This is a genomic window from Microvirga sp. BSC39 (genome assembly GCF_000739015.1).
Lineage (GTDB): Bacteria > Pseudomonadota > Alphaproteobacteria > Rhizobiales > Beijerinckiaceae > Microvirga.
Window position 1 is genome coordinate 1 of record NZ_JPUG01000052.1, and the last position, 19,275, is coordinate 19,275.

Here is a 19,275-nt window from a genome sequence, read left to right on the forward strand (position 1 = left end):
CCGGTCGCCATCCCCGTGCGGGCTCCGTACGTGTTCGATCGCCTCGATGAGCCCCTGCCGCGGCCGCGCCGTAACCTGCGCGACGAACGGCCCCGCGTGCCGCGGCAGCCCGGTCTTGATGCGCCCCCCGAGCCGATCCCGGTTTCGGTCAATCCGAGAGCCCCTCGCGAGGGCAGGGATGTTCGTCCCGGCGAGCCTCCGCGCATGCGGCCCGGCCGCATTCCCTCGCGTCCGATTCCGCTCCTCGGCGACGAGCAGGAGCGCCCGCGTCCGAACCGGCCCGAGACTGCGGAGCCAAGTGAACGTCCCGACCGGGAGCGTGGCCCGCGTTCCGTCGACCAGGGTCGCGATGGGCGCGACATCCGGCCTGAGGCTCCGGTTCGCGGTGCCGCGCGCCCGCGCGATCCGAGGCTCGATGCGGAGGAGATCCTGCCGCGCCGGCCGAGGCCGGACCGGCCGCGGATCGAGATCGAGCGTCCCGACCTGGGTCGAGAAAGAGCCGGGCGCGAACCCGAGCGACGGGATCCGCGCAACCGGCCGGACAGGAGGCCCGATCCGGAGAGAGCAGATCGGGCGCCGGTGATCGGGCTGCCTCGGATCGAGGAGCGACGTCCCCGTCCTGACGGCGATGAAGCACCCCGTCGGCGCTTCGAACGGCCCGAAGCGGTGGAGAGGCCGGATCGCGAGGAGAGGCCCGCCCGTCCGGTACGGCCTGCTCTGCGCGAGGAACTGCGCCCTGATCGCCCGTTCCGAGACGTCGCGCCCCGGGAGATTGAGCGTGCCGAGAGGCGCGCCCGCCCGCTCTTCGAGGAACGCCCCGCGCCACGCCGGATCGAGCGGCTGGAGGCGCCCGCATTCGAGCCAAGGCCGATGCCCCGCATGGAGGCTCCCGCCCGCGTCGAGCGTGCTGTCCGCGAGCCGCCGAGAGCCTTCGACCAGCCCCGCCCGGGACGGGACATGGAGAGGCCTCCTCGCGACCGGCCATCCTTCGACGCGCCACGGCGGCAGGGAGGCGAGGGCCGCGCCCAGCGCTGCCTGCCCGGGCGACCCTGCCCGCAGGAACGCTGACCCGAGACGGCAGAACGCCGGAGCATTCGAGCTCCGGCGTTCTGTCTTGAAGGAAAATAGGTCTGCGGCTTACTTGTCGAGCCGGGCGATCAGGCTCGATGTGTCCCAGCGGTTGCCGCCCATCTTCTGGACCTCTGCGTAGAACTGGTCGACGATGGCCGTGACCGGCAGACTGGCGCCGTTCTTGCGTGCCTCGCCAAGGACGATCGACAGGTCCTTGCGCATCCAGTCGACGGCGAAGCCGAAGTCGAACTTGCCCTGGTTCATGGTCTTGCCGCGGTTCTCCATCTGCCAGGAGCCGGCCGCCCCCTTCGAGATCACCTCGAGCACCGCCTCGATGTCAAGGCCGGCCTTCTTGCCGAAATGGATACCCTCGGCCAGCCCCTGCACGAGGCCGGCGATGCAGATCTGGTTGATCATCTTGGTGAGCTGGCCGGAGCCTGTGGGGCCCAGGAGCCGGCAGGCGCGGGCAAAGCTCATGATCACCGGCTCGGCCGTTCCGTAAGGCTCGGCATCGCCGCCGCACATGACGGTGAGAACGCCGTTCTCCGCGCCCGCCTGGCCGCCCGAGACCGGAGCGTCGATGAAGGCGAACCCCTTCTCCTGGGCGGCTGCATAAAGCTCGCGCGCCACTTCCGCCGAGGCGGTGGTGTGATCGACGAAGATCGTGCCTTTTCCCATGCCGTGAAAGGCGCCGTCGTCCCCGAGCGTCACCTGGCGCAGGTCGTCGTCGTTGCCCACGCAGGCGAACACGATCTCTTGGCCCTCGGCCGCCTCGCGCGGGGTCTTGGCGGCGCGTCCGCCGTTCTCCGACACCCACTTGTCCGCCTTGGCGCCGGTGCGGTTGTAGACCGTCACCTCATGGCCCTTGTCCTTGAGATGACGCGCCATGGGGTAGCCCATCACGCCAAGTCCGAGGAATGCAACCTTCGCCATCGTTCGCTCCCTTGAATGCTCTTCGGTTCTAGGAAGAGACGAGGCGTGGGTCAAACCGCACTACTTGATATCGAAGGAAAAATATTTGGCCCGGATCCGGTCATAGGTGCCGTTGGCCTGCACCGCCGCGATGGCGCGGTTGAACTGCTCGCGGAGGGCCTCATCCTCCTTGCGCAGACCGACACCGTAGGATTGGTGCCGGTAGGCTGGATCCTTGGGCGTGTCGCCGAGGACGTGGCAGCAGTTGCCCTCGCGGGATTCGAGAAACCGGCTGAGCAGGCGCTTGTCGCCGAAGACCGCATCGAGACGTCCGACCAGGAGGTCGAGATTGGCCTCATCGGCCTTCGCATAGACCTCGATCTGCGAGTCCCTGTAGAACTCCCTCAGATAGGTTTCATGGTCGCTGCGGTCCGTCGTGCCGATCGTTTTCCCGGCGAGGGCAGCAGGCGAGACCTCGCCGGGAGCCGTCTCCTTCGAGCCGATGAAGATCGCCGGGATTCGGTAATAGGGATCCGAGAAGGCGATCCGCTTCCTGCGCCGTTCCGTGATCTCCACCGACGACATGATGGCATCGTATTCCCGGTCCAGCAGGCCGCGGACGAGGCCGTCCCATTCCTGCTGGACGAGCTCGCACCGTACCCCCATGACCTCGCACAGGCTCTTGAGCAGATCGACCTCGAAGCCCTGCAGCTCGTCGTTGGCCTCGATGAAGTTGAAAGGGGGATAGGCGCCCTCGACGGCGACGCGGATCACCGGCTGCGGCGCGGGCGCTTGTGCCTGCGACAGGCATGGACCCGCGCCCAGCCCGAGCAGCAGCCCGGCAGCAATCGCCAGTCTTCGTCCAAACCCCAATACGCTCACGGCAGCCCAGCCCAGATTGTCTGTCTGGATATCTCTTGAAAATACTGAACAGTCAAATGACAGGCTGTCTCAGTACTTCCTCACGACAGTAAAAAGCCGATCAGCCGCCAGTGACGCTCATATGGCGGCTGAGCGCCGGGCGGGAGTGGCGCCGGTCGATGATGAAGTCGTGCCCCTTGGGCTTGCGGGCAATTGCATCGACAATGACGCGGTCGAGCAGGTCGTTGCTCTCGGAGGCGCGCACGGGCGCCCGGAGATCGGCGGCATCCTCCTGGCCGAGGCACATGAAGAGCTGGCCGGTGCAGGTCACCCGCACCCGGTTGCAGCTTTCGCAGAAATTGTGGGTCATCGGCGTGATGAAGCCGAGCCGCCCGCCGGTTTCCTTCACCCGCACATACCGGGCCGGACCGCCCGTGCGGTCGTCGAGATCCTGCAGGGTGTAGCGCCCCGACAGGCGGGTGCGGACCGTGGAGAGGGGAAGGAACTGGTCGATGCGCTGGCCGTCGATCTCCCCCAACGGCATGACCTCGATGAGGGTCAGGTCCATGCCGCGGCCATGCGCCCATTCGAGCAGGGTTTCCAGTTCGTCCTCGTTCACGTCTTTCAGCGCGACGGCGTTGATCTTGACCTGCAGCCCGGCCGCCTGAGCGGCATCGATCCCGTGCAGCACCTTGGCGAGATCGCCCCAGCGGGTGATGGCTCGGAACTTGTCCGGGTCGAGGGTGTCGAGAGAGACGTTGATGCGCCTGACGCCGCAGGCGGCGAGATCCTTCGCATGGCGGACGAGCTGCGAGCCGTTGGTGGTGACCGTCAGCTCGTCGAGAGCTCCCGAATCCAAGTGGCGGGAGAGGGAGCCGAACAGGGTCATGATGTCCCGGCGCACCAGGGGCTCGCCGCCGGTGATCCGCAGCTTGCGCACGCCCTTGGCCACGAAGGCCGAGCAGATGCGGTCGAACTCCTCGAGGGTCAGCAGGTCGCGCTTGGGCAGGAAGGCCATGTCCTCGGACATGCAGTAGACGCAGCGGAAGTCGCAGCGATCCGTCACCGAGACGCGCAGGTACGTGATGGCCCGGCCGAACGGGTCCATCAGAGAATGACCGATCTCGGACGTCTCAAGCTGAGCCGGGGTGGCCCTCATGGTGGAAATGATCTCGCTCACAGGAATCTTGCTTCGAACCTTATCATCAAGCACGTAGCGTCAATTGCAACCGAGAAAAGGGTGAGATCATGGCATCGGAGCGCTGGCCGACGGAGCTTCGGCTGTCAAAGGACAAACGCAGCCTGCATATCGCCTTCGACGACGGCACGGCTTTTGACCTGCCCGCCGAGTATCTGCGGGTGACCAGCCCATCGGCCGAGGTGCAGGGGCACAGCCCTGCCGAGCGAAAGACCGTGCCGGGCAAGCGCGAGGTGGCTATCATCGGCGTGGAGCCGGTGGGCAACTATGCCGTGAAGCTGGTCTTCGACGACCTGCACGACACCGGGATCTACGGCTGGGATTATCTTTACCGGCTCGGGGCCGAGCAGGGGGAGAAATGGCAGGCCTATCTCGACGAACTGGCCGCCAAGGGATTGTCGCGGGACCGGGTGCGGTGAGGAGCCAGAAACGATAATGGCCGGGACTCGCCCGGCCATCTTACTTTCCATCGTGATCTCTTAGCGAAGAACCACGACCCGGGCGCCGACCTTGGCGCGGTTGTAGAGGTCCGTGACGTCCTCGTTGGTCATGCGGATGCAGCCCGAGGAGACGGCCTCGCCGATGGTCTCGGGCTCGTTCGAACCGTGGATCCGGTAGATGGTGCTGCCGATGTAGAGGGCGCGGGCGCCGAGCGGGTTATCGGGGCCGCCCTTCATGTAACGCGGCAGGTCGGGACGGCGCTTGAGCATGGCTGCCGGGGGACGCCAGTCCGGCCACTCACGCTTCATGGTGACGGAATGGGTGCCAGCCCAGGTGAAGCCCGGACGGCCGACGCCGACGCCGTACTGGACGGCTTGGCCGTTGCCGAGCACGTACCACAGGCGGCGCTCGCTGGTGGAGACCACGATCGTGCCCGGCGCATAGCGGCCATTGAAGGTAACCACCTGCCGCGGAACGGCGGAAGCCTGCGCCCGGTACGTTTCCTCAGCGCTGTAGAGCGGCTGGCGGGTGAGGGGATCGATAGCCGTAAATGCCGCAGCCGGTGTCGCGAGCGCGACGGAGGCGCAAGCAAACCCTGTGAGAGCAGCGAGAGTGCGTCCCATAATTGCCTCTGTTTGAACATGTTTGATGGCGGGTTCGTGATTGCTCAACGCAACAGCCCCGCTTCGGATCCATGAATTATCAGGGTATTTGATATAAAATCCTAGTGCGATTTGTCACAATCCCGCCATGTCGTAACCGAGTGGTTAAGGCCAAGGCGCCACAATTCGTGCAACAAAATACTTACCGGCTTAGCCGCTTCTTTGGCTTGACGCAGGGGGTTCTGCGCCTTTAGAAGGCCCTTGTCAGGGCGCGTAGCTCAGCGGGAGAGCATTCGCTTCACACGCGAAGGGTCACAGGTTCAATCCCTGTCGCGCCCACCATTTCCTTCCTGACAGCAAGCTTCACATATTTGTGTGCATCGAAGCGCGGGTGATGGCTCGCGCTTGAGCGCGTCACGCGCCCATCAGGGTCCGGTCCACACGATGCGCAAGCTATGGATTGAGCATTGCGTGGATCCCAAAGTGCAAATCAGCTTTCAGGTCCAATGCTTTAGGCCGCGAGCGGCCTCATGAGGCGCTGGATGGCGGGGAACAGCTCGTCGAAATGCTTGATGACGAGGTCCGGCTCCAGTCTCTGGACCGGCACGTCCGTGTAGCCGAAGGGCACGGCAACCACCGGAATGCCGGCATTCTTTGCGGTTACGATATCCGTGCGCGAGTCGCCGATCATCACGGCGCGGCTCGGATGTCCGCCCGCCCGCTCGATGGTCAGGGTCAGGTGGCGCGGGTCCGGCTTGAAGTAGCGGAAGGTATCGCGGCCGCAATTGGCCGCGAAGCGATGGCCAATTCCAAGCTCCTGCAGGAGCTTCACCGAGTGCTCCTCGACCTTGTTGGTGCAGACCGCCAGGATGAAACCTGCCTCTTCCAGCCGGTCGAGAGCCTCTGCCACGCCGGGATAGAGTCGGGTCCGGACGCAGATGTTCTCCCCGTAATGGACCATGAACTGCCGGAACAGCTCGTCGAGGTAATCCGGCGTCAGCTCCTTGCCGGCCGCCTCGAAGCCGCGCTGGATCAACGCGCGGGCGCCCGCGCCGATCATGTCGCGCGCTTTCCGGACGGGCAGGGGCGCCAATCCCTCCCGGTCGAGGATCACGTTCAGGGTTCCGACGAGGTCGCCGGCCGTGTCGGCCAGGGTCCCATCGAGGTCGAAGACGGCGATGGGCGAGACATTGTGCGGGGTATCAATGGCCATGAAGGTCGGCTACCTGCTGCGGGCAAGGGAATCAAGCATCGGGATGATAAGGTCCTAAGGTTGATTCGTTCTTACCGAATGGAGTGTTGAATGCGGTCCTTTGGTCCCGCGGCGTTGATTTTTGCAGCCTTGGCGCTGGGAGGCTTTTCCGGCCACGCCCTGGCTGCGTCCTATGATTTCGTTCCCGCTCCCCAGACTGACCTGAACCGTATTTATAGGATCGATCGGATCACTGGCGAGGTCAGCTCCTGCCAATATGGCCTCCAGGAGGGCACAATCGGCGTGACCCTGTGCTTCAGCGCGGGCGAGGGCGCCGGCCCCCAGGCTCCGGGCGAGTACGGTCTCGTCGCCTCCCGCCATGAGCGGGAAGGGGGCGTGTTCCGGGTCAATTACCGGACCGGCCAGATGAGCATCTGCTACGTGTTCGACGAGCGGGTGGTGTGCACCCCGCAGACCACGCCGTCGCCGGCGACCTCCTCGGCCGCCGCTCCGGTCGCCACGCCCAGCGTCAATACCGGCACGGGAGCCTCGCCGCAGCGGCCTTGAGACCCTTTGACGGGTCGCCAGGGGCTGCTCATCCACGAAACGTTCTTTCTTCCAGGCGTTCCGGCGTGCTAGAGGCGGGTCATACGGCCCTCCGGCCGGGCGCCTCCATGATCTCAGAGGATATCCGTGAGCTACACTCTCAAGCGCGCAGCAGCCGAAAGGGCAGCCCAGCTCGTCACCGACGGGATGAGGCTGGGGCTCGGCACCGGCTCGACCGCGGCGCATTTCGTCGCGGCCATCGGCGAACGCGTCCGGGGCGGGCTGAAGGTCGTGGGCGTGCCCACCTCCGAGGCAACCCGCGAGCAGGCTCAGCGCGAGGGCATTCCCCTGACCACTCTGGATGAAACGCCGGACCTCGACCTGACGGTCGACGGGGCCGACGAGCTCGACAACGACTTGCGCCTCATCAAGGGCGGCGGCGGCGCGCTGCTGCGGGAGAAGATCGTCGCCTCCGCGAGCCAGCGCATGATCGTCATAGCCGACGGGTCGAAGCTCGTCACGAAGCTCGGGCGCTTCCCGCTCCCCATCGAAGTGATGCCCTTCGGCCTCACGGCCACGGAACGCGCCATCGCCCGGCTGCTGGATTCCCTGTCCATGACCGGCGAGTTGCGCCTCCGGCGCGCCGCCGACGGCGCACCCTACGTGACGGATGGCGGCCACTTCATTCTCGATGCGCATCTCGAGCGCATCGACAAGCCGAACGTGCTTTCCTCGACGCTGAACAACATCCCCGGCGTCGTGGAGCACGGTCTTTTCCTGGGCCTGGCCACCGGCGCGATCCTCGCCACCGCTGACGGGCTCGTCGAACTCGGTCAGCTCTGACCAAAGCCATGACGATTGGAGCCTCTACTATGATCCGTAACGCCTCCCGACTGGCCGCGACCTCCGTGGCGCTGTTCATGCTCGCCAGCCCGGCTTTCGCCCAGACCCAGCCGAGCGCCAGCCACATGGCTCTCGCGCGCGAAGTCGCCCTCACCTCCGGCATGGCCCGTTCGTTCGATGCCATGGTCGAGCCGTTCCTCGATCAGCTGCAGCAGATGAACGTGACCCGCCCGGAGATCAAACAGGATCTTGATCAGGTCGTGGTCATGCTCCGGCCCGAGCTCGACAAGGAAAAGCAGAAGATGGTCGACAACGCGGCCAGGGCTTTTGCCAGCCGGATGACCGAGGCCGAGCTGAAGACGATCTCCGACTTCTATAAGTCTCCGGCAGGCAAGAAGTATGTGGAGACCCAACCGGGCATTCTGGACGACGTGGTTCGGGACCTCGCGACCTGGACGCAGCAGACCGCTCAGTTCGTGATGGATCGCGCCCGCGAGGAAATGAGCAAGCGCGGGCACCAACTGCAGTAAGGCGCGAACGCCTTATTCATTTTGGGTCTAGCGAAGGCTCGGGCGACTGGGCCTTCGCGTTTCGAGGCTGAACCTCAGGATCTATACAACATGGATTGAGGTGCGAGACGCAGGGTTCATCGGTCGACGGTCAGGGGTGACCCTGCTGGACGATCACAGGGCCTTCGCCGATCATGCCACCGTCCTGCTTCAAGGCGGGGCTAGGGGCCTTTTCATGGCAAATCTTTTTCCCCCGAACGAAGTGGAGCGCCTCGCAGCCCTCCGGCGGCTCGACATCATCGACGCTCCGGCGTCTCCCTCCCTCGACCGCATCTGTCGTGTGGCCCAGCAGCTGTTCAATGTTCCCATCGCTGCCGTGACCTTCCTTGACGACACGCAGCAATGGCTCAAGTCGACCGTCGGGATCCCCGACATCACGGTCACGGCGCGCGAGCACTCCTTCTGCCAGTATACGATCATGCATGACGAGGTGTTTGTCGTGCCCGATGCAAAGGCAGACCGGACCCTCGCGGCCAATCCTTACGTGGCAGGCGAGCCGGGTATTCGGTTCTATGCCGGCGCGCCCCTGACGACTGAGCCTGGAATACGGCTCGGGTCCTTGTGCGTGATCGACACCGAGCCGCGCGAGTTCCACCCGGATCAGGCGGCTGTTCTCGCCGGCCTGGGACGGCTCGTCGTCGATGAGTTGTGGCTCCATCATCTTGAACGGGCTGGGCTGGCCCACGTGAACTCGGAGTCAGCGCCCGCGGCCGCAACGCCTCTCGCGTTCGACCTAGCCGCAGCCCTCACGAGCGAGCAGATCCGCGCCGGACGAGCCTTGCTCAACTGGTCCGTGCGTGAGCTCGCCGATGCCTCGGGCATCTCAGCAACAACGATCAAGCGCATCGAGGCTCACGGCAGTGATACTGTGCGGAAGGCGAGTATCGATGCCATCAGGCGGGCCATGGAAACCCATGGCGTTGAGTTCACAGCTTCGGCTGACGCAAAGGTCGGGTTGAGCATCGACTTAAAATGCAAATAGCGATTTGCATTTTTACCAGACCGAAACGGGCGGTTTCTCTGCGCCGCCGCCGCTCCCCTTAATGAGCCGTTAGGAGTTGATGGCCAAATTGGCGCCAGTTCAGGTCCGGGCATTGCTCCGGCCCGATCGAGAGCGTCCTCCGCATTTCCCTGAAGAGCGGTGCCAAGACGCGCGAAATGGCAAGCCTTGGGGGCGGTTGATGTTTATGTTTCGGACAAGCGGCGAGATGTCGGACAAGCTGGAGGCCTTGGACCGGTCTCAGGCCATTATCGAGTTCAAGCTCGATGGCACCATCTTGACCGCTAACGAGAACTTCCTCGACACGATGGGATACCGGCTGGAGGAGATCCAGGGGCGGCATCACAGCCTGTTCGTGAACCCTGCCGAGCAGGCCAGTGCGCATTACCGCGAATTCTGGGCCGCTCTGAACCGGGGTGAAGCGCAGACGGCCGAGTATCGGCGCTTTGGCAAGGGCGGGAAGGAGGTCTGGATCCAGGCGTCCTACAATCCCGTACTCGACCGGAGCGGCAAGCCCTACAAGGTAGTGAAGTTCGCCACGGATACGACTGAGCAGAGGCTTCAGGCTGCGGACTTCGAAGGGCAGATCAAAGCCATCGACCGCTCCCAGGCGGTCATCGCCTTCAAGCTCGACGGCACCATCCTGACTGCCAACGAGAACTTCCTCAGCACGATGGGCTACGGCCTTGACGAGATCCAAGGCCGGCACCACAGCCTGTTCGTCGAGCCCGACCATCGCAACAGCCAGGACTACCGGGATTTCTGGGCAGCCCTCGCGCGAGGCGAGTACCAATCGGCCGAGTACAAGCGCATCGGCAAGGGCGGACGGGAGATCTGGATCCAGGCCTCCTACAACCCGATCCTCGACATGGCGGGGCGTCCCTACAAGGCCATCAAGTTCGCTACCGACATCACGGCGCAGGTGCATGAACGTATCCGGCGCGCCGAGATCCAGAAATCGATTGCCGCTGAACTCATCGAGATCACAAAGGCGATTGCCGGCGTCACGGACCAAGCCGAAGGGGCAGCCAGCGCGTCAGGCGAGACCTCGCAGAACGTGCAGGCGGTTGCGGCCGGAGCGGAGGAGCTTGCAGCATCCGTCAACGAGATCGGACAGCAGGTCAATCACGCGCTTTCCATTTCCACCGAAGCGGTCGAGCAGGGCAGGCAGACGAATGCAATCGTGTCGGGGCTTTCGGCTTCGGCGCAGAAGATCGGCGAAATCGTCACGCTCATCGACAGCATTGCGTCCAAGACCAATCTTCTCGCGCTGAATGCCACCATCGAGGCGGCGAGGGCGGGCGAGGCAGGCCGTGGTTTCGCGGTGGTGGCCTCCGAGGTCAAGAGCCTGGCCACGCAGACGGCGAGAGCGACGGAAGAGATCAGTGGACAGATCGCACAGACGCAAGCGGCAACGCAGCAGGTCGTGACGGCAATCGAGGCCATCACCTCGACTGTTCAGAGGCTCAACGAGATCTCGGTTGCAATCTCTGCTGCCGTGGAGGAGCAATCGGCCGTGACGCAGGAGATGTCGTCCAACATGCAGGGAGCCTCGCGCAGCGTCTCCTCAATCAGCGTCAGCATGAACGAGATCGCTCGCTCCGCGGATCTGGTGAGCACCGCCACCCTGAAGGTCCGCGAGGCTTCCGCATCGATCGGCTGACGACCGTGTGAGGTGTGACAGGCATGAACTCTCGCAGTCCTGACAAGATAAAGGCGCCTCGATGGAAGGCGCCTTTGTTGTTGTTCGATTGGTCGCGGGGCCCTAGTCCTCCACCGCCTTGAACCGTCCCAGTCCCTTGAGGAAGAAGGGCAGGACGAGGGCGAGCAGCGCGATGGCGAGGAGCGTCGCAGAGATCGGACTCTGCAGAAGCGTCATCGGATCGCCCAGGCTGATCGACAGCGCCCGTCGAAGCTGGCTTTCGGCGATCGGCCCCAGAATCAGGCCGACCACGACCGGGGCGATTGGGAAGTCGAAGCGCCGCATCAGGAAGCCGAGGATGCCGAAGACCGTCAGCATGACGAGTTCCACCGGCGACGGGTTGGCCGCGATGGTGCCCATGGTGGCGAAGACCAGGATGCCGGCGTAGAGCCAGGGCTGAGGGATCATGAGCAGCCTGACCCACAGACCGACCAGCGGCAGGTTCAGCACCAGCAGCATGCCATTGGCGATGAACAGGCTAGCGATGAGACCCCAGACGAGGTTCGGCTGATCGGCGAACAGCAGGGGGCCGGGATTGAGGCCGTATTGCTGGAAGCCGGCGAGCAGCATGGCGGCCGTGGCGGAGGTCGGCAGGCCGAGCGTCAGCAAAGGCACGAGCGTTCCCGCCGCAGACGCGTTGTTGGCGGCCTCAGGCCCGGCGACGCCCTCGATGGCGCCCCGGCCGAAATCCTCAGGGTGCTTCGTCAGGCGCCGTTCGGTGGCATAGGACAGGAATGTCGGGATCTCCGCGCCGCCTGCCGGGAGGGCGCCGATGGGAAAGCCGAACATGGTGCCGCGCAACCAGGGCTTCCAGGAGCGCTTCCAGTCCTCCTTGGTCATCCAGAGCGAGCCGCGCACGGCTTCGAGCTTCTCCTCATGGACGTGGCGGCGGGAGGCGACATAGAGCGCCTCGCCCACGGCAAAGAGGCCCACCGCCAGGGTCGTGACCTCGATGTTGTCGTAAAGTTCAGGCACGCCGAAGCTCAGGCGGGATTGGCCGGACAGGATGTCGATGCCCACCAGCCCGAGCAGCAGCCCGATGAACAGGCTGGTGAGGCCGCGCACGGGTGAATCGCCGAACGTGGCCGAGACGGTGACAAAGGCCACGACCATCAGGGCGAAGTAATCCTCCGGCCCGAAGCTGACGGCGATTTCCACCAGGTACGGGGCGAGCAGCGTGAGGCCCAACGTCGCGATGGTGCCCGCCACGAAGGAGCCGATGGCCGAGGTGGCGAGCGCAGGACCGCCGCGCCCGGCCTTGGCCATCAGGTTGCCTTCGAGGGCGGTGGCCATGGAGGCGCTTTCGCCCGGCGTGTTGATCAGGATGGCCGTGGTCGAACCGCCATACATGCCGCCGTAATAGATGCCGGCGAACATGATGATCGATCCCGCCGGATCGAGCTTGAAGGTGATCGGCAGGAGCAGCGCCACGGTGAGTGCCGGACCGATGCCGGGCAGCACACCGACGGCGGTGCCGAGGAGAACGCCGATGAGGGCGAACAGGAGGTTCGCCGGCTGGATCGCGACGGCAAGGCCGCCGGCGAGGGAGGTGAAAGCTTCCATGGCGGCCTCAGAATAGGCGTTCAAGCGGCCCTGCCGGAAGGGACAGGGTCAGGAGCTTGGCGAAGAGCAGGTAGACGAAGACGGCAATCACCGCGCCGATGACGAAATCGGTGACGAAGGCCCGTCGCCCGAAGGCCGTGGACGTGGCCGCAAACAGCAGGGCCGTGCCGATCATGAAGCCGCCGCCGAAGGCGATGAGGGCGATCAGGCAGGCAAGCCCCCCGAGGATCAGGATGATCGGTTTCCAGTCCAGGCTCTCACGGGCCGGAAGGTCGCCGCGCAGGGCGCCGATGGCATTGCCGATGGCGAGCAGCGTAAGGCCGCCCGAGACGATGATGGGCATGACCTTCGGGCCGAGGTCGTAGGGGGACAGGATTTGAAGCTTGCTCATGTCCCACCAGACGACACCGGCCAGGACAAGAAGAATGACGGCGATGACGAGGCCCGCCACGTCGATGCGCCGCTGGGGAGATGAGGTCATGGCATTTCCTGCAAAAAAGAAGCGCCGCGCTTCATCAACGCGGCGCTCCGGAGATCATTCTAGGCTTGAGCTTAGGACTTCACCAGCCCGACCGAGGTCAGGACTTCCTTCGTGCGGGCCTGCTCGTCGGCCAGGATCTTGGCGAAGGCATCGCCCGAGACATAGGCATCTTCCCAGCCCTTCGTCTTGAGGATTTCCTGCCATTCGCTGGACTTGGCCATCTTGTCCATGGCGTCCGTCAGGGCCTTCTTCTGGTCGGCAGAGATGCCGGGAGGTGCAACCACCGCGCGCCAGTTGGCGATCTCGATGTCGACACCCTGCGCCTTGATCGACGGCTTGTCGGCCGTGGCTTTGTCGGCCGGGGTGGTGAGGCCGATCAGGCGCAGCTTGCCGGCCTTGATCTGGCTCTCGAACTCGCCGTAGCCGGAGATGCCGGCCGTGACCTTGCCGCCGAGGATGGCCGCCAGGGCCTCACCGCCGCCGGAGAAGGGAATGTAGTTGATCTTTGTCGGGTCGGCGCCCGCCGCCTTGGCGAACAGCGCCGCTGCTATATGGTCGACGCCGCCGGCCGAGCCGCCGGCCCACGTCACCTTGGCCGGATCGGCCTTGAGGGCGTCCGCCAGTTCCTTGGCGGTCTTGATTGGGGAATCGGCCGGGACGACGATGGCCTCGTACTCCGCTGTCAGGCGGGCGATGGGCGTGGTCTGATCGAGGGTGACGGGCGACTTGTTGGTCAGCAGCGCGCCCACCATGACATAGCCCATGACCATGAGCTGGTTGCCGTCACCCTTGGAATTGTTCACGAGCTGAGCGATGCCGATGGAGCCGCCGGCGCCCGGAACGTTTGTGACCTGCGCGCTCTTGGCGATGCCCGATTGGGTCAGGGCCTGCTGCATGGAGCGGGCCGTCTGGTCCCAGCCGCCGCCCGGCGCTGCGGGAGCCATGATCTTGAGCTCCATCTGGGCTGCTGCCGATGTCACGAATCCGGCCACGGCTGCGGCAGCGAGTGCGCTACGCCAAAGGCCTCTGCGAAACTGGGTCATCTGGTTTCCTCCGTCGACGCTGACGTTGGGTGAGAGCGTCCTGCGGCAGAACCTAAAGAGGGAACGGGGGAGCGGCAAGCGCTTGCTTCTTTATCGCTGTTGAACCTTGGCGTAAGAACACCATCGCAAGGGGACAGCCATGTGCTCGGAGCAGGGCTGTCGGGCGGTGCCGGCCGGCAAACGTCCCTATATGAATGTTGAACCGGAATTTGAGCGGAGACCGCGCCATGACCTCATTCGATGTTGATCTCTTCGTCATCGGAGGCGGATCGGGCGGCGTGCGTGCAGCCCGGATCGCCGCCGGTTACGGCGCGAAGGTCATGCTGGCGGAGGAATACCGGGTCGGCGGGACCTGCGTGATCCGTGGCTGCGTGCCCAAGAAGCTGATGGTCTATGCGAGCCGCTTCGCCGAGGAGTTCCATGAAGCACAAGGGTTCGGCTGGAGCGTCGGGGAGACGCGCTTCGACTGGGCGACCCTGATCCGCAACAAGGACAGGGAGATCGACCGGCTGGAGGGCATCTACCGGACGAACCTGGAGAAGGCCGGCGTCGAGATCGTCGACAGCAGGGCGGTGATCGAGGATGCGCATACAGTCCATGTGCTCAAGACCGGCGCGCGGATCCGCGCCCGCTATATCCTTGTGGCGGTGGGCGCCCACCCGACCCTGGAGCCGGTCATCCCTGGCGGCGAACTCGGCATCACGTCCAATGAGGTGTTCCACCTGGAGACCCAGCCAAAGCGCATCCTGGTCGTCGGCGGCGGCTACATTGCCGTTGAATTTGCTGGTGTTTTCGCCGGTCTCGGCAGCGAGGTCACGCTCCTGCACCGGGGCGACAAGCTCCTGCGCGGCTTCGACGATGATGTGCGCTCAGCCTTGGGCGAAGCCTATGCCGGGCGGGGCATCAACCTGGCCCTGGGCCGGACCCTGACGAGCCTGGAGAAGACCGGGGAGGGCATTGCCGCGATCCTGTCCGATGGTTCGACCCTCATGGTCGATCAGGTTCTCGTCGCCACCGGGCGGCGTCCCAATACCAAGGGGCTTGGTCTGGAGAATGCAGGGATCACCGTCGACGAGGTGGGGGCGATTCCGGTAGATGCCTATTCCCAGACTCTCATTCCCTCGATCTATGCAGTGGGTGACGTCACCAACCGGGCGAACCTCACCCCCATCGCCATCCGCGAGGGCCATGCCTTCGCCGATACGATTTTCGGCAACAAGCCCACGATGGTCGATCACGACCTGATCCCGACCGCCGTCTTCTCCACGCCGGAGATCGGCGTCATCGGCTGCGGCGAGGCCGCCGCCCGGGCGATCTACGGCGAGATCGACGTCTACAAGACCGCCTTCCGGCCCATGAAGGCGACGCTTTCGGGCGGCAAGGAACGTGTTTTCATGAAGCTGATCGTCGACAAGGCCACCGACAAGGTCGTGGGCGTCCACATCATGGGTCATGACGCCGGCGAGATGATCCAGCTTGCCGGCGTCGCCGTCACCATGGGGGCTACCAAGGCTGATTTCGACCGCACCGTGGCGGTTCATCCGACCGCAGCGGAGGAGCTCGTGACCATGCGCACGCCTGTGGTGGTGAAGAAGCCGGAGGCAGTGGGGTGACGGAATCGTCGCACCGGAGCTGAGTGCCTCTGCACTCGCCTTTTTATTTATGTCGTGTATAGGTGCCGTTTCATGCCGCTTGTTGCGGCGCACATTGAGCATTGAAGAAAGGACACGGGGGTAAGTGTCATGACCGAGCGGTGGACGCCCGACAGCTGGAGAAACAAGCCGATCCAGCAGGTTCCAGCCTATCCGGACCCTGAGGCCCTTGAAGGCGTCGAGCAGCAGCTCGCCGGCTTTCCCCCGCTCGTCTTCGCAGGCGAGGCCCGCAAGCTGAAGAAGACCCTGGCCAAGGTCGCCAAGGGCGAGGCTTTCCTGCTCCAGGGCGGCGACTGCGCCGAGAGCTTCGCCGAGCATTCGGCCGACAACATCCGTGACTTCTTCCGCCTGTTCCTCCAGATGGCCGTGGTGCTCACCTACGCGGGCGGCTCGCCCGTGGTGAAGGTCGGCCGCGTGGCCGGTCAGTTCGCCAAGCCGCGCTCCTCGGGCACGGAGGTCATCGATGGTGTCGAGCTTCCGAGCTACCGGGGCGACATCATCAGCGACATCGCCTTCACGCCGGAAGCCCGCACGCCCGATCCGCGCCGCCAGCTCATGGCCTATCGCCAGTCGGCCGCGACCCTGAACCTGATCCGCGCCTTCGCCACCGGCGGCTACGCCAATCTCGAGAACGCCCATCGCTGGATGCTCGGTTTCGTGAAGGACTCGCCGCAATCCTCGCGTTACAGTGAGCTGGCCGAGCGCATCACCGAGAGCATCAACTTCATGCGGGCCATCGGGATCGACCCCGAGACTCATCCCGAGATGCGCTCGACGGATTTCTACACCAGCCACGAGGCGCTGCTGCTCGGCTACGAGGAGGCCATGACCCGGGTCGATTCCACGACCGGCGACTGGTACGCCACCTCCGGCCACATGCTCTGGATCGGCGACCGCACGCGCCAGCCGGACCACGCCCATATCGAATACATGCGCGGCATCAAGAACCCGATTGGCCTCAAATGCGGCCCGTCGCTTTCGGCGGACGGATTGCTCAGGCTCATCGACACCCTCAACCCTGAGGACGAGGCTGGCCGCCTGACCCTGATCTGCCGCTTCGGTGCAGGCAAGGTGGGCGATCATCTGCCGGGCCTGATCCGCGCGGTCGAGCGGGAAGGGCGCACGGTGGTGTGGTCCTGCGATCCCATGCACGGCAATACGATCAAGGCGGGCTCGGGCTACAAGACCCGGCCGTTCGAGCAGGTCATGAGCGAGGTACAGGACTTCTTCGCCATCCATCAGGCGGAAGGAACCCATGCGGGCGGCATCCATCTGGAGATGACCGGCAAGAACGTGACGGAATGCACCGGTGGCGCCCGCGCGCTCACGGATGCGGACCTCTCCGACCGCTACCACACCTATTGCGATCCGCGCCTCAACGCGGAGCAGGCGCTGGAAATCGCGTTCCTGACCTCGGAATTGATCAAGCGCGAGCGCCAGTCAAGGGAACAGCCGACCGCCCTGGCGGCGGAATGAACGGCTGGATGGTTTAAGAAAAAGGGGCGCCTCGAGCGCCCCTTTTTCTTTTACGCGTACGCTACTCTACAAGTATTTGAGCTTAGCTCAGCCAGCCCATGAAGAAGAGGATAAGGATGATCGGCAGAGGAATGCCGATGAGCCAAAGCAGGCCGCCTTTCAACATGTCAGTCTCCCAGTGTTTCGTGTAGAAATAACGAACTGGACTGTTGCGGGTTCCCACAAAGCTTGAGCTTTGCACAAGGCGCGGATGCTGCCCATAAGCGTCCTAGCGGAGCTAATACAAAATGGCGGATCGGCACGGCACCGCGCGCGTTGAACCGCCGTGGGAAAGCTTTGCTCGTTGCATTGCTGCGCACCCGGCTGCGCGCTAAATCTGCAGGTGCCATGGCTCAGAACATTCTCAAGATCGCGCTCGCGCAGCTCAACCCCATCGTCGGCGATGTGGCCGGCAACGAAGAGAAGGCGCGCCAAGCCCGCGCCGAGGCGGCCCGGATGGGGGCCGACATCGTGATGTTCGCCGAGCAGTTCCTCGCGGGCTATCCCGCCGAGGACCTCGTGCTGAAGCCTGCCTTCCAGGACACCTGCCGGGCGGCGCTCGAGCGGCTCGCCCGCGAGACGGCCGATGGCGGGCCCGGCATGCTCATCGGCCTGCCGTGGCGGGAGGAGGGGCTTCTCTACAACGCCTATGCGCTCCTCGACGGCGGCGCGGTCTCCGTGCGCTTCAAGGTCGACCTGCCCAATTACGGCGTCTTCGACGAGAAGCGAAATTTCGAGGCCGGACCCCTGCCGGGACCGGTCAATTTCCGCGGCATCCGTCTCGGCCTTCCGATCTGCGAGGACATCTGGAGCGGGGACGTGGTCGAGTGCCTCGCCGAGACCGGGGCCGAGATGCTGCTCGTGCCCAACGGCTCGCCCTATTGGCGCGGGAAGACGGAGGAGCGGTTCAACATCGCCGCTGCCCGCGTGACCGAGAGCGGATTGCCGCTCGTCTATCTCAACCAGGTCGGCGGCCAAGACGAACTCGTCTTCGACGGCGCCTCCTTCGTGCTCAACGCGGATTGCTCGCTCGCCTGCCAGCTGCCGGCCAATGAGGAGATCATCGCGCTCACCACCTGGGAGAAGGGCGAGGAGGGCTGGGTCTGCCGGGACGCTCCGGTGGTGACCGTGGAGGAGGGCGAGGAGGCCGATTACGCCGCCTGCGTGCTGGGCCTGCGTGATTACGTGGAGAAGAACCGCTTCCCCGGCGTGGTGCTGGGCCTGTCCGGTGGCATCGATTCCGCCATCTGCGCCGCCATGGCGGTGGATGCCCTGGGGCCCGACCGGGTTCACTGCGTGATGCTGCCCTACCGCTACACGTCGGGCGAATCCCTGAAGGACGCCGAGGACTGTGCCAAGGCGCTCGGCGTGCGCTACGACATCCTGCCGATCGCCGAGCCCGTGGAGGGTTTTGAAGCCGCGTTGCAGCCTCTGTTCGCAGGCCGGGAGCGGGACATCACGGAGGAGAACCTCCAGAGCCGTGCCCGCGGCACGATCCTGATGGCGATCTCGAACAAGTTTGGGTCCATGGTGCTGACCACCGGCAACAAGTCGGAGATGTCGGTCGGCTATGCCACGATTTATGGCGACATGAACGGCGGCTACAACCCGATCAAGGACCTCTACAAGATGGAGGTCTACCGCATCTCGGCCCTGCGCAACCGCTGGAAGCCGAAAGGCGCCCTGGGCCCGGACGGCATCGTCATTCCCGAGAACATCCTCACGAAGGCGCCCACTGCGGAGCTGCGAGAGAACCAGAAAGACCAGGATTCGCTGCCGCCTTATGAGGATCTCGACGAGATCCTGCGCGGCCTCGTGGAGCAGGAGCTGCGGGTCTCCGAGATCGTGGCGAAGGGCTATGACCTGGAGGTCGTGAAGAAGGTGGAACGCCTGCTCTACATCGCCGAGTACAAGCGCCGGCAGGCGGCTCCCGGCGTGAAGGTCACGCGCAAGAATTTCGGGCGCGACCGCCGCTATCCCATCGTCAACCGCTACCGCGACCAGGGGCTGGCAGCGCACCAGAAGGACGAAGCTCTCGAACGCGCCATGGGCAAGCCGCGCACCGGTTCGATGGATGTTTGAGC

At 64.7% G+C, this 19,275-nt stretch carries 17 protein-coding genes, 1 tRNA gene and 1 pseudogene; 11 read left to right on the forward strand and 8 right to left on the reverse strand.

Translation table 11 applies throughout. The features are described from left to right. Window positions 1-1,068: pseudogene (locus MA07_RS30020) on the forward strand (hypothetical protein); the annotation flags it as partial. Between the two features lie 69 nt (window positions 1,069-1,137). Here the strand turns inward: MA07_RS30020 and MA07_RS06610 are convergent. From MA07_RS06610 to moaA, 3 genes are all read right to left on the reverse strand, one after another. Further along, entirely contained in the window at window positions 1,138-2,004 is an 867-nt protein-coding gene (locus MA07_RS06610; RefSeq protein ID WP_036348315.1) for an NAD(P)-dependent oxidoreductase, read from the reverse strand. Window positions 2,005-2,064: 60 nt separating this feature from the next. Further along, window positions 2,065-2,865, reverse strand: a complete 801-nt coding sequence (locus MA07_RS06615) for a transporter substrate-binding domain-containing protein (protein ID WP_160195397.1) — start codon at window positions 2,863-2,865, stop codon at window positions 2,065-2,067. Window positions 2,866-2,965: 100 nt separating this feature from the next. Further along, complete coding sequence (gene moaA, locus MA07_RS06620; protein WP_036348586.1) at window positions 2,966-4,003, reverse strand: GTP 3',8-cyclase MoaA; 1,038 nt, start codon at window positions 4,001-4,003, stop codon at window positions 2,966-2,968. A gap of 89 nt (window positions 4,004-4,092) precedes the next feature. Between moaA and MA07_RS06625 the strand changes: the two genes are divergently transcribed. Next, window positions 4,093-4,461 (forward strand): DUF971 domain-containing protein, encoded by a 369-nt coding sequence (locus tag MA07_RS06625; protein WP_036348318.1) that lies wholly within the window; start codon window positions 4,093-4,095, stop codon window positions 4,459-4,461. A 60-nt stretch (window positions 4,462-4,521) separates the two neighbouring features. On the opposite strand, the gene MA07_RS06630 is transcribed toward MA07_RS06625, so the two are convergent. Next, complete coding sequence (locus MA07_RS06630; RefSeq protein ID WP_036348321.1) at window positions 4,522-5,106, reverse strand: L,D-transpeptidase; 585 nt, start codon at window positions 5,104-5,106, stop codon at window positions 4,522-4,524. A 246-nt stretch (window positions 5,107-5,352) separates the two neighbouring features. Here MA07_RS06630 and MA07_RS06635 point away from each other — a divergent pair. Further along, window positions 5,353-5,427, forward strand: a tRNA-Val gene (locus tag MA07_RS06635). Between the two features lie 169 nt (window positions 5,428-5,596). Here the strand turns inward: MA07_RS06635 and MA07_RS06640 are convergent. Continuing rightward, a complete protein-coding gene (locus MA07_RS06640) occupies window positions 5,597-6,298 on the reverse strand; it encodes an HAD family hydrolase (protein ID WP_036348324.1) in 702 nt (233 codons plus the stop codon). A 90-nt stretch (window positions 6,299-6,388) separates the two neighbouring features. On the opposite strand from MA07_RS06640, the gene MA07_RS06645 reads away from it, so the two are divergent. The 5 genes from MA07_RS06645 (at window position 6,389) to MA07_RS06665 (ending at window position 10,898) form a co-directional block, all read left to right on the forward strand. Continuing rightward, window positions 6,389-6,844 (forward strand): hypothetical protein, encoded by a 456-nt coding sequence (locus tag MA07_RS06645; RefSeq protein WP_036348327.1) that lies wholly within the window; start codon window positions 6,389-6,391, stop codon window positions 6,842-6,844. A 126-nt stretch (window positions 6,845-6,970) separates the two neighbouring features. Next, a complete protein-coding gene (rpiA, locus tag MA07_RS06650; RefSeq protein WP_036348330.1) occupies window positions 6,971-7,666 on the forward strand; it encodes a ribose-5-phosphate isomerase RpiA in 696 nt (231 codons plus the stop codon). Window positions 7,667-7,695: 29 nt separating this feature from the next. Continuing rightward, a complete protein-coding gene (locus MA07_RS06655) occupies window positions 7,696-8,196 on the forward strand; it encodes a DUF2059 domain-containing protein (RefSeq protein ID WP_036348333.1) in 501 nt (166 codons plus the stop codon). A gap of 214 nt (window positions 8,197-8,410) precedes the next feature. After that, on the forward strand, window positions 8,411-9,217 hold the full coding sequence (locus tag MA07_RS06660; RefSeq protein ID WP_152568757.1) for a GAF domain-containing protein: 807 nt from the start codon (window positions 8,411-8,413) through the stop codon (window positions 9,215-9,217). A gap of 199 nt (window positions 9,218-9,416) precedes the next feature. Beyond that, window positions 9,417-10,898 (forward strand): PAS domain-containing methyl-accepting chemotaxis protein, encoded by a 1,482-nt coding sequence (locus MA07_RS06665; protein WP_036348336.1) that lies wholly within the window; start codon window positions 9,417-9,419, stop codon window positions 10,896-10,898. 102 nt (window positions 10,899-11,000) lie between these two features. On the opposite strand, the gene MA07_RS06670 is transcribed toward MA07_RS06665, so the two are convergent. The 3 genes from MA07_RS06670 to MA07_RS06680 form a co-directional block, all read right to left on the reverse strand. Next, window positions 11,001-12,500 (reverse strand): tripartite tricarboxylate transporter permease, encoded by a 1,500-nt coding sequence (locus MA07_RS06670; RefSeq protein ID WP_036348339.1) that lies wholly within the window; start codon window positions 12,498-12,500, stop codon window positions 11,001-11,003. Between the two features lie 7 nt (window positions 12,501-12,507). Further along, entirely contained in the window at window positions 12,508-12,981 is a 474-nt protein-coding gene (locus MA07_RS06675; protein ID WP_036348342.1) for a tripartite tricarboxylate transporter TctB family protein, read from the reverse strand. 71 nt (window positions 12,982-13,052) lie between these two features. Next, the gene (locus MA07_RS06680; protein WP_036348345.1) at window positions 13,053-14,024 is read right to left on the reverse strand and encodes a tripartite tricarboxylate transporter substrate-binding protein; all 972 of its coding nucleotides are present in this window, start codon (window positions 14,022-14,024) and stop codon (window positions 13,053-13,055) included. 227 nt (window positions 14,025-14,251) lie between these two features. Between MA07_RS06680 and gor the strand changes: the two genes are divergently transcribed. The 3 genes from gor (at window position 14,252) to MA07_RS06695 (ending at window position 19,273) form a co-directional block, all read left to right on the forward strand. Continuing rightward, window positions 14,252-15,637, forward strand: coding sequence for a glutathione-disulfide reductase (gor, locus tag MA07_RS06685; RefSeq protein WP_036348348.1), 1,386 nt, complete (start codon window positions 14,252-14,254; stop codon window positions 15,635-15,637). Between the two features lie 129 nt (window positions 15,638-15,766). Beyond that, window positions 15,767-17,152: a 3-deoxy-7-phosphoheptulonate synthase class II gene (locus tag MA07_RS06690; protein ID WP_036348351.1), complete on the forward strand. Its 1,386-nt coding sequence runs from the start codon at window positions 15,767-15,769 to the stop codon at window positions 17,150-17,152. Between the two features lie 387 nt (window positions 17,153-17,539). Beyond that, window positions 17,540-19,273: an NAD+ synthase gene (locus tag MA07_RS06695; protein ID WP_052002897.1), complete on the forward strand. Its 1,734-nt coding sequence runs from the start codon at window positions 17,540-17,542 to the stop codon at window positions 19,271-19,273. Window positions 19,274-19,275: the final 2 nt, after the last annotated feature.

What these genes read in the sequence shown, in the direction of transcription:
- MA07_RS06610 (WP_036348315.1), bottom strand. Translation starts at nt 2,004, where the DNA reads ATGGCGAAGGTTGCATTCCTCGGACTTGGCGTGATGGGCTACCCCATG.
- moaA (WP_036348586.1), bottom strand. Translation starts at nt 4,003, where the DNA reads ATGAGGGCCACCCCGGCTCAGCTTGAGACGTCCGAGATCGGTCATTCT.
- MA07_RS06625 (WP_036348318.1), top strand. Translation starts at nt 4,093, where the DNA reads ATGGCATCGGAGCGCTGGCCGACGGAGCTTCGGCTGTCAAAGGACAAA.
- MA07_RS06630 (WP_036348321.1), bottom strand. Translation starts at nt 5,106, where the DNA reads ATGGGACGCACTCTCGCTGCTCTCACAGGGTTTGCTTGCGCCTCCGTC.
- MA07_RS06640 (WP_036348324.1), bottom strand. Translation starts at nt 6,298, where the DNA reads ATGGCCATTGATACCCCGCACAATGTCTCGCCCATCGCCGTCTTCGAC.
- MA07_RS06645 (WP_036348327.1), top strand. Translation starts at nt 6,389, where the DNA reads ATGCGGTCCTTTGGTCCCGCGGCGTTGATTTTTGCAGCCTTGGCGCTG.
- MA07_RS06655 (WP_036348333.1), top strand. Translation starts at nt 7,696, where the DNA reads ATGATCCGTAACGCCTCCCGACTGGCCGCGACCTCCGTGGCGCTGTTC.
- MA07_RS06660 (WP_152568757.1), top strand. Translation starts at nt 8,411, where the DNA reads ATGGCAAATCTTTTTCCCCCGAACGAAGTGGAGCGCCTCGCAGCCCTC.
- MA07_RS06665 (WP_036348336.1), top strand. Translation starts at nt 9,417, where the DNA reads ATGTTTATGTTTCGGACAAGCGGCGAGATGTCGGACAAGCTGGAGGCC.
- MA07_RS06670 (WP_036348339.1), bottom strand. Translation starts at nt 12,500, where the DNA reads ATGGAAGCTTTCACCTCCCTCGCCGGCGGCCTTGCCGTCGCGATCCAG.
- MA07_RS06675 (WP_036348342.1), bottom strand. Translation starts at nt 12,981, where the DNA reads ATGACCTCATCTCCCCAGCGGCGCATCGACGTGGCGGGCCTCGTCATC.
- MA07_RS06680 (WP_036348345.1), bottom strand. Translation starts at nt 14,024, where the DNA reads ATGACCCAGTTTCGCAGAGGCCTTTGGCGTAGCGCACTCGCTGCCGCA.
- gor (WP_036348348.1), top strand. Translation starts at nt 14,252, where the DNA reads ATGACCTCATTCGATGTTGATCTCTTCGTCATCGGAGGCGGATCGGGC.
- MA07_RS06690 (WP_036348351.1), top strand. Translation starts at nt 15,767, where the DNA reads ATGACCGAGCGGTGGACGCCCGACAGCTGGAGAAACAAGCCGATCCAG.
- MA07_RS06695 (WP_052002897.1), top strand. Translation starts at nt 17,540, where the DNA reads ATGGCTCAGAACATTCTCAAGATCGCGCTCGCGCAGCTCAACCCCATC.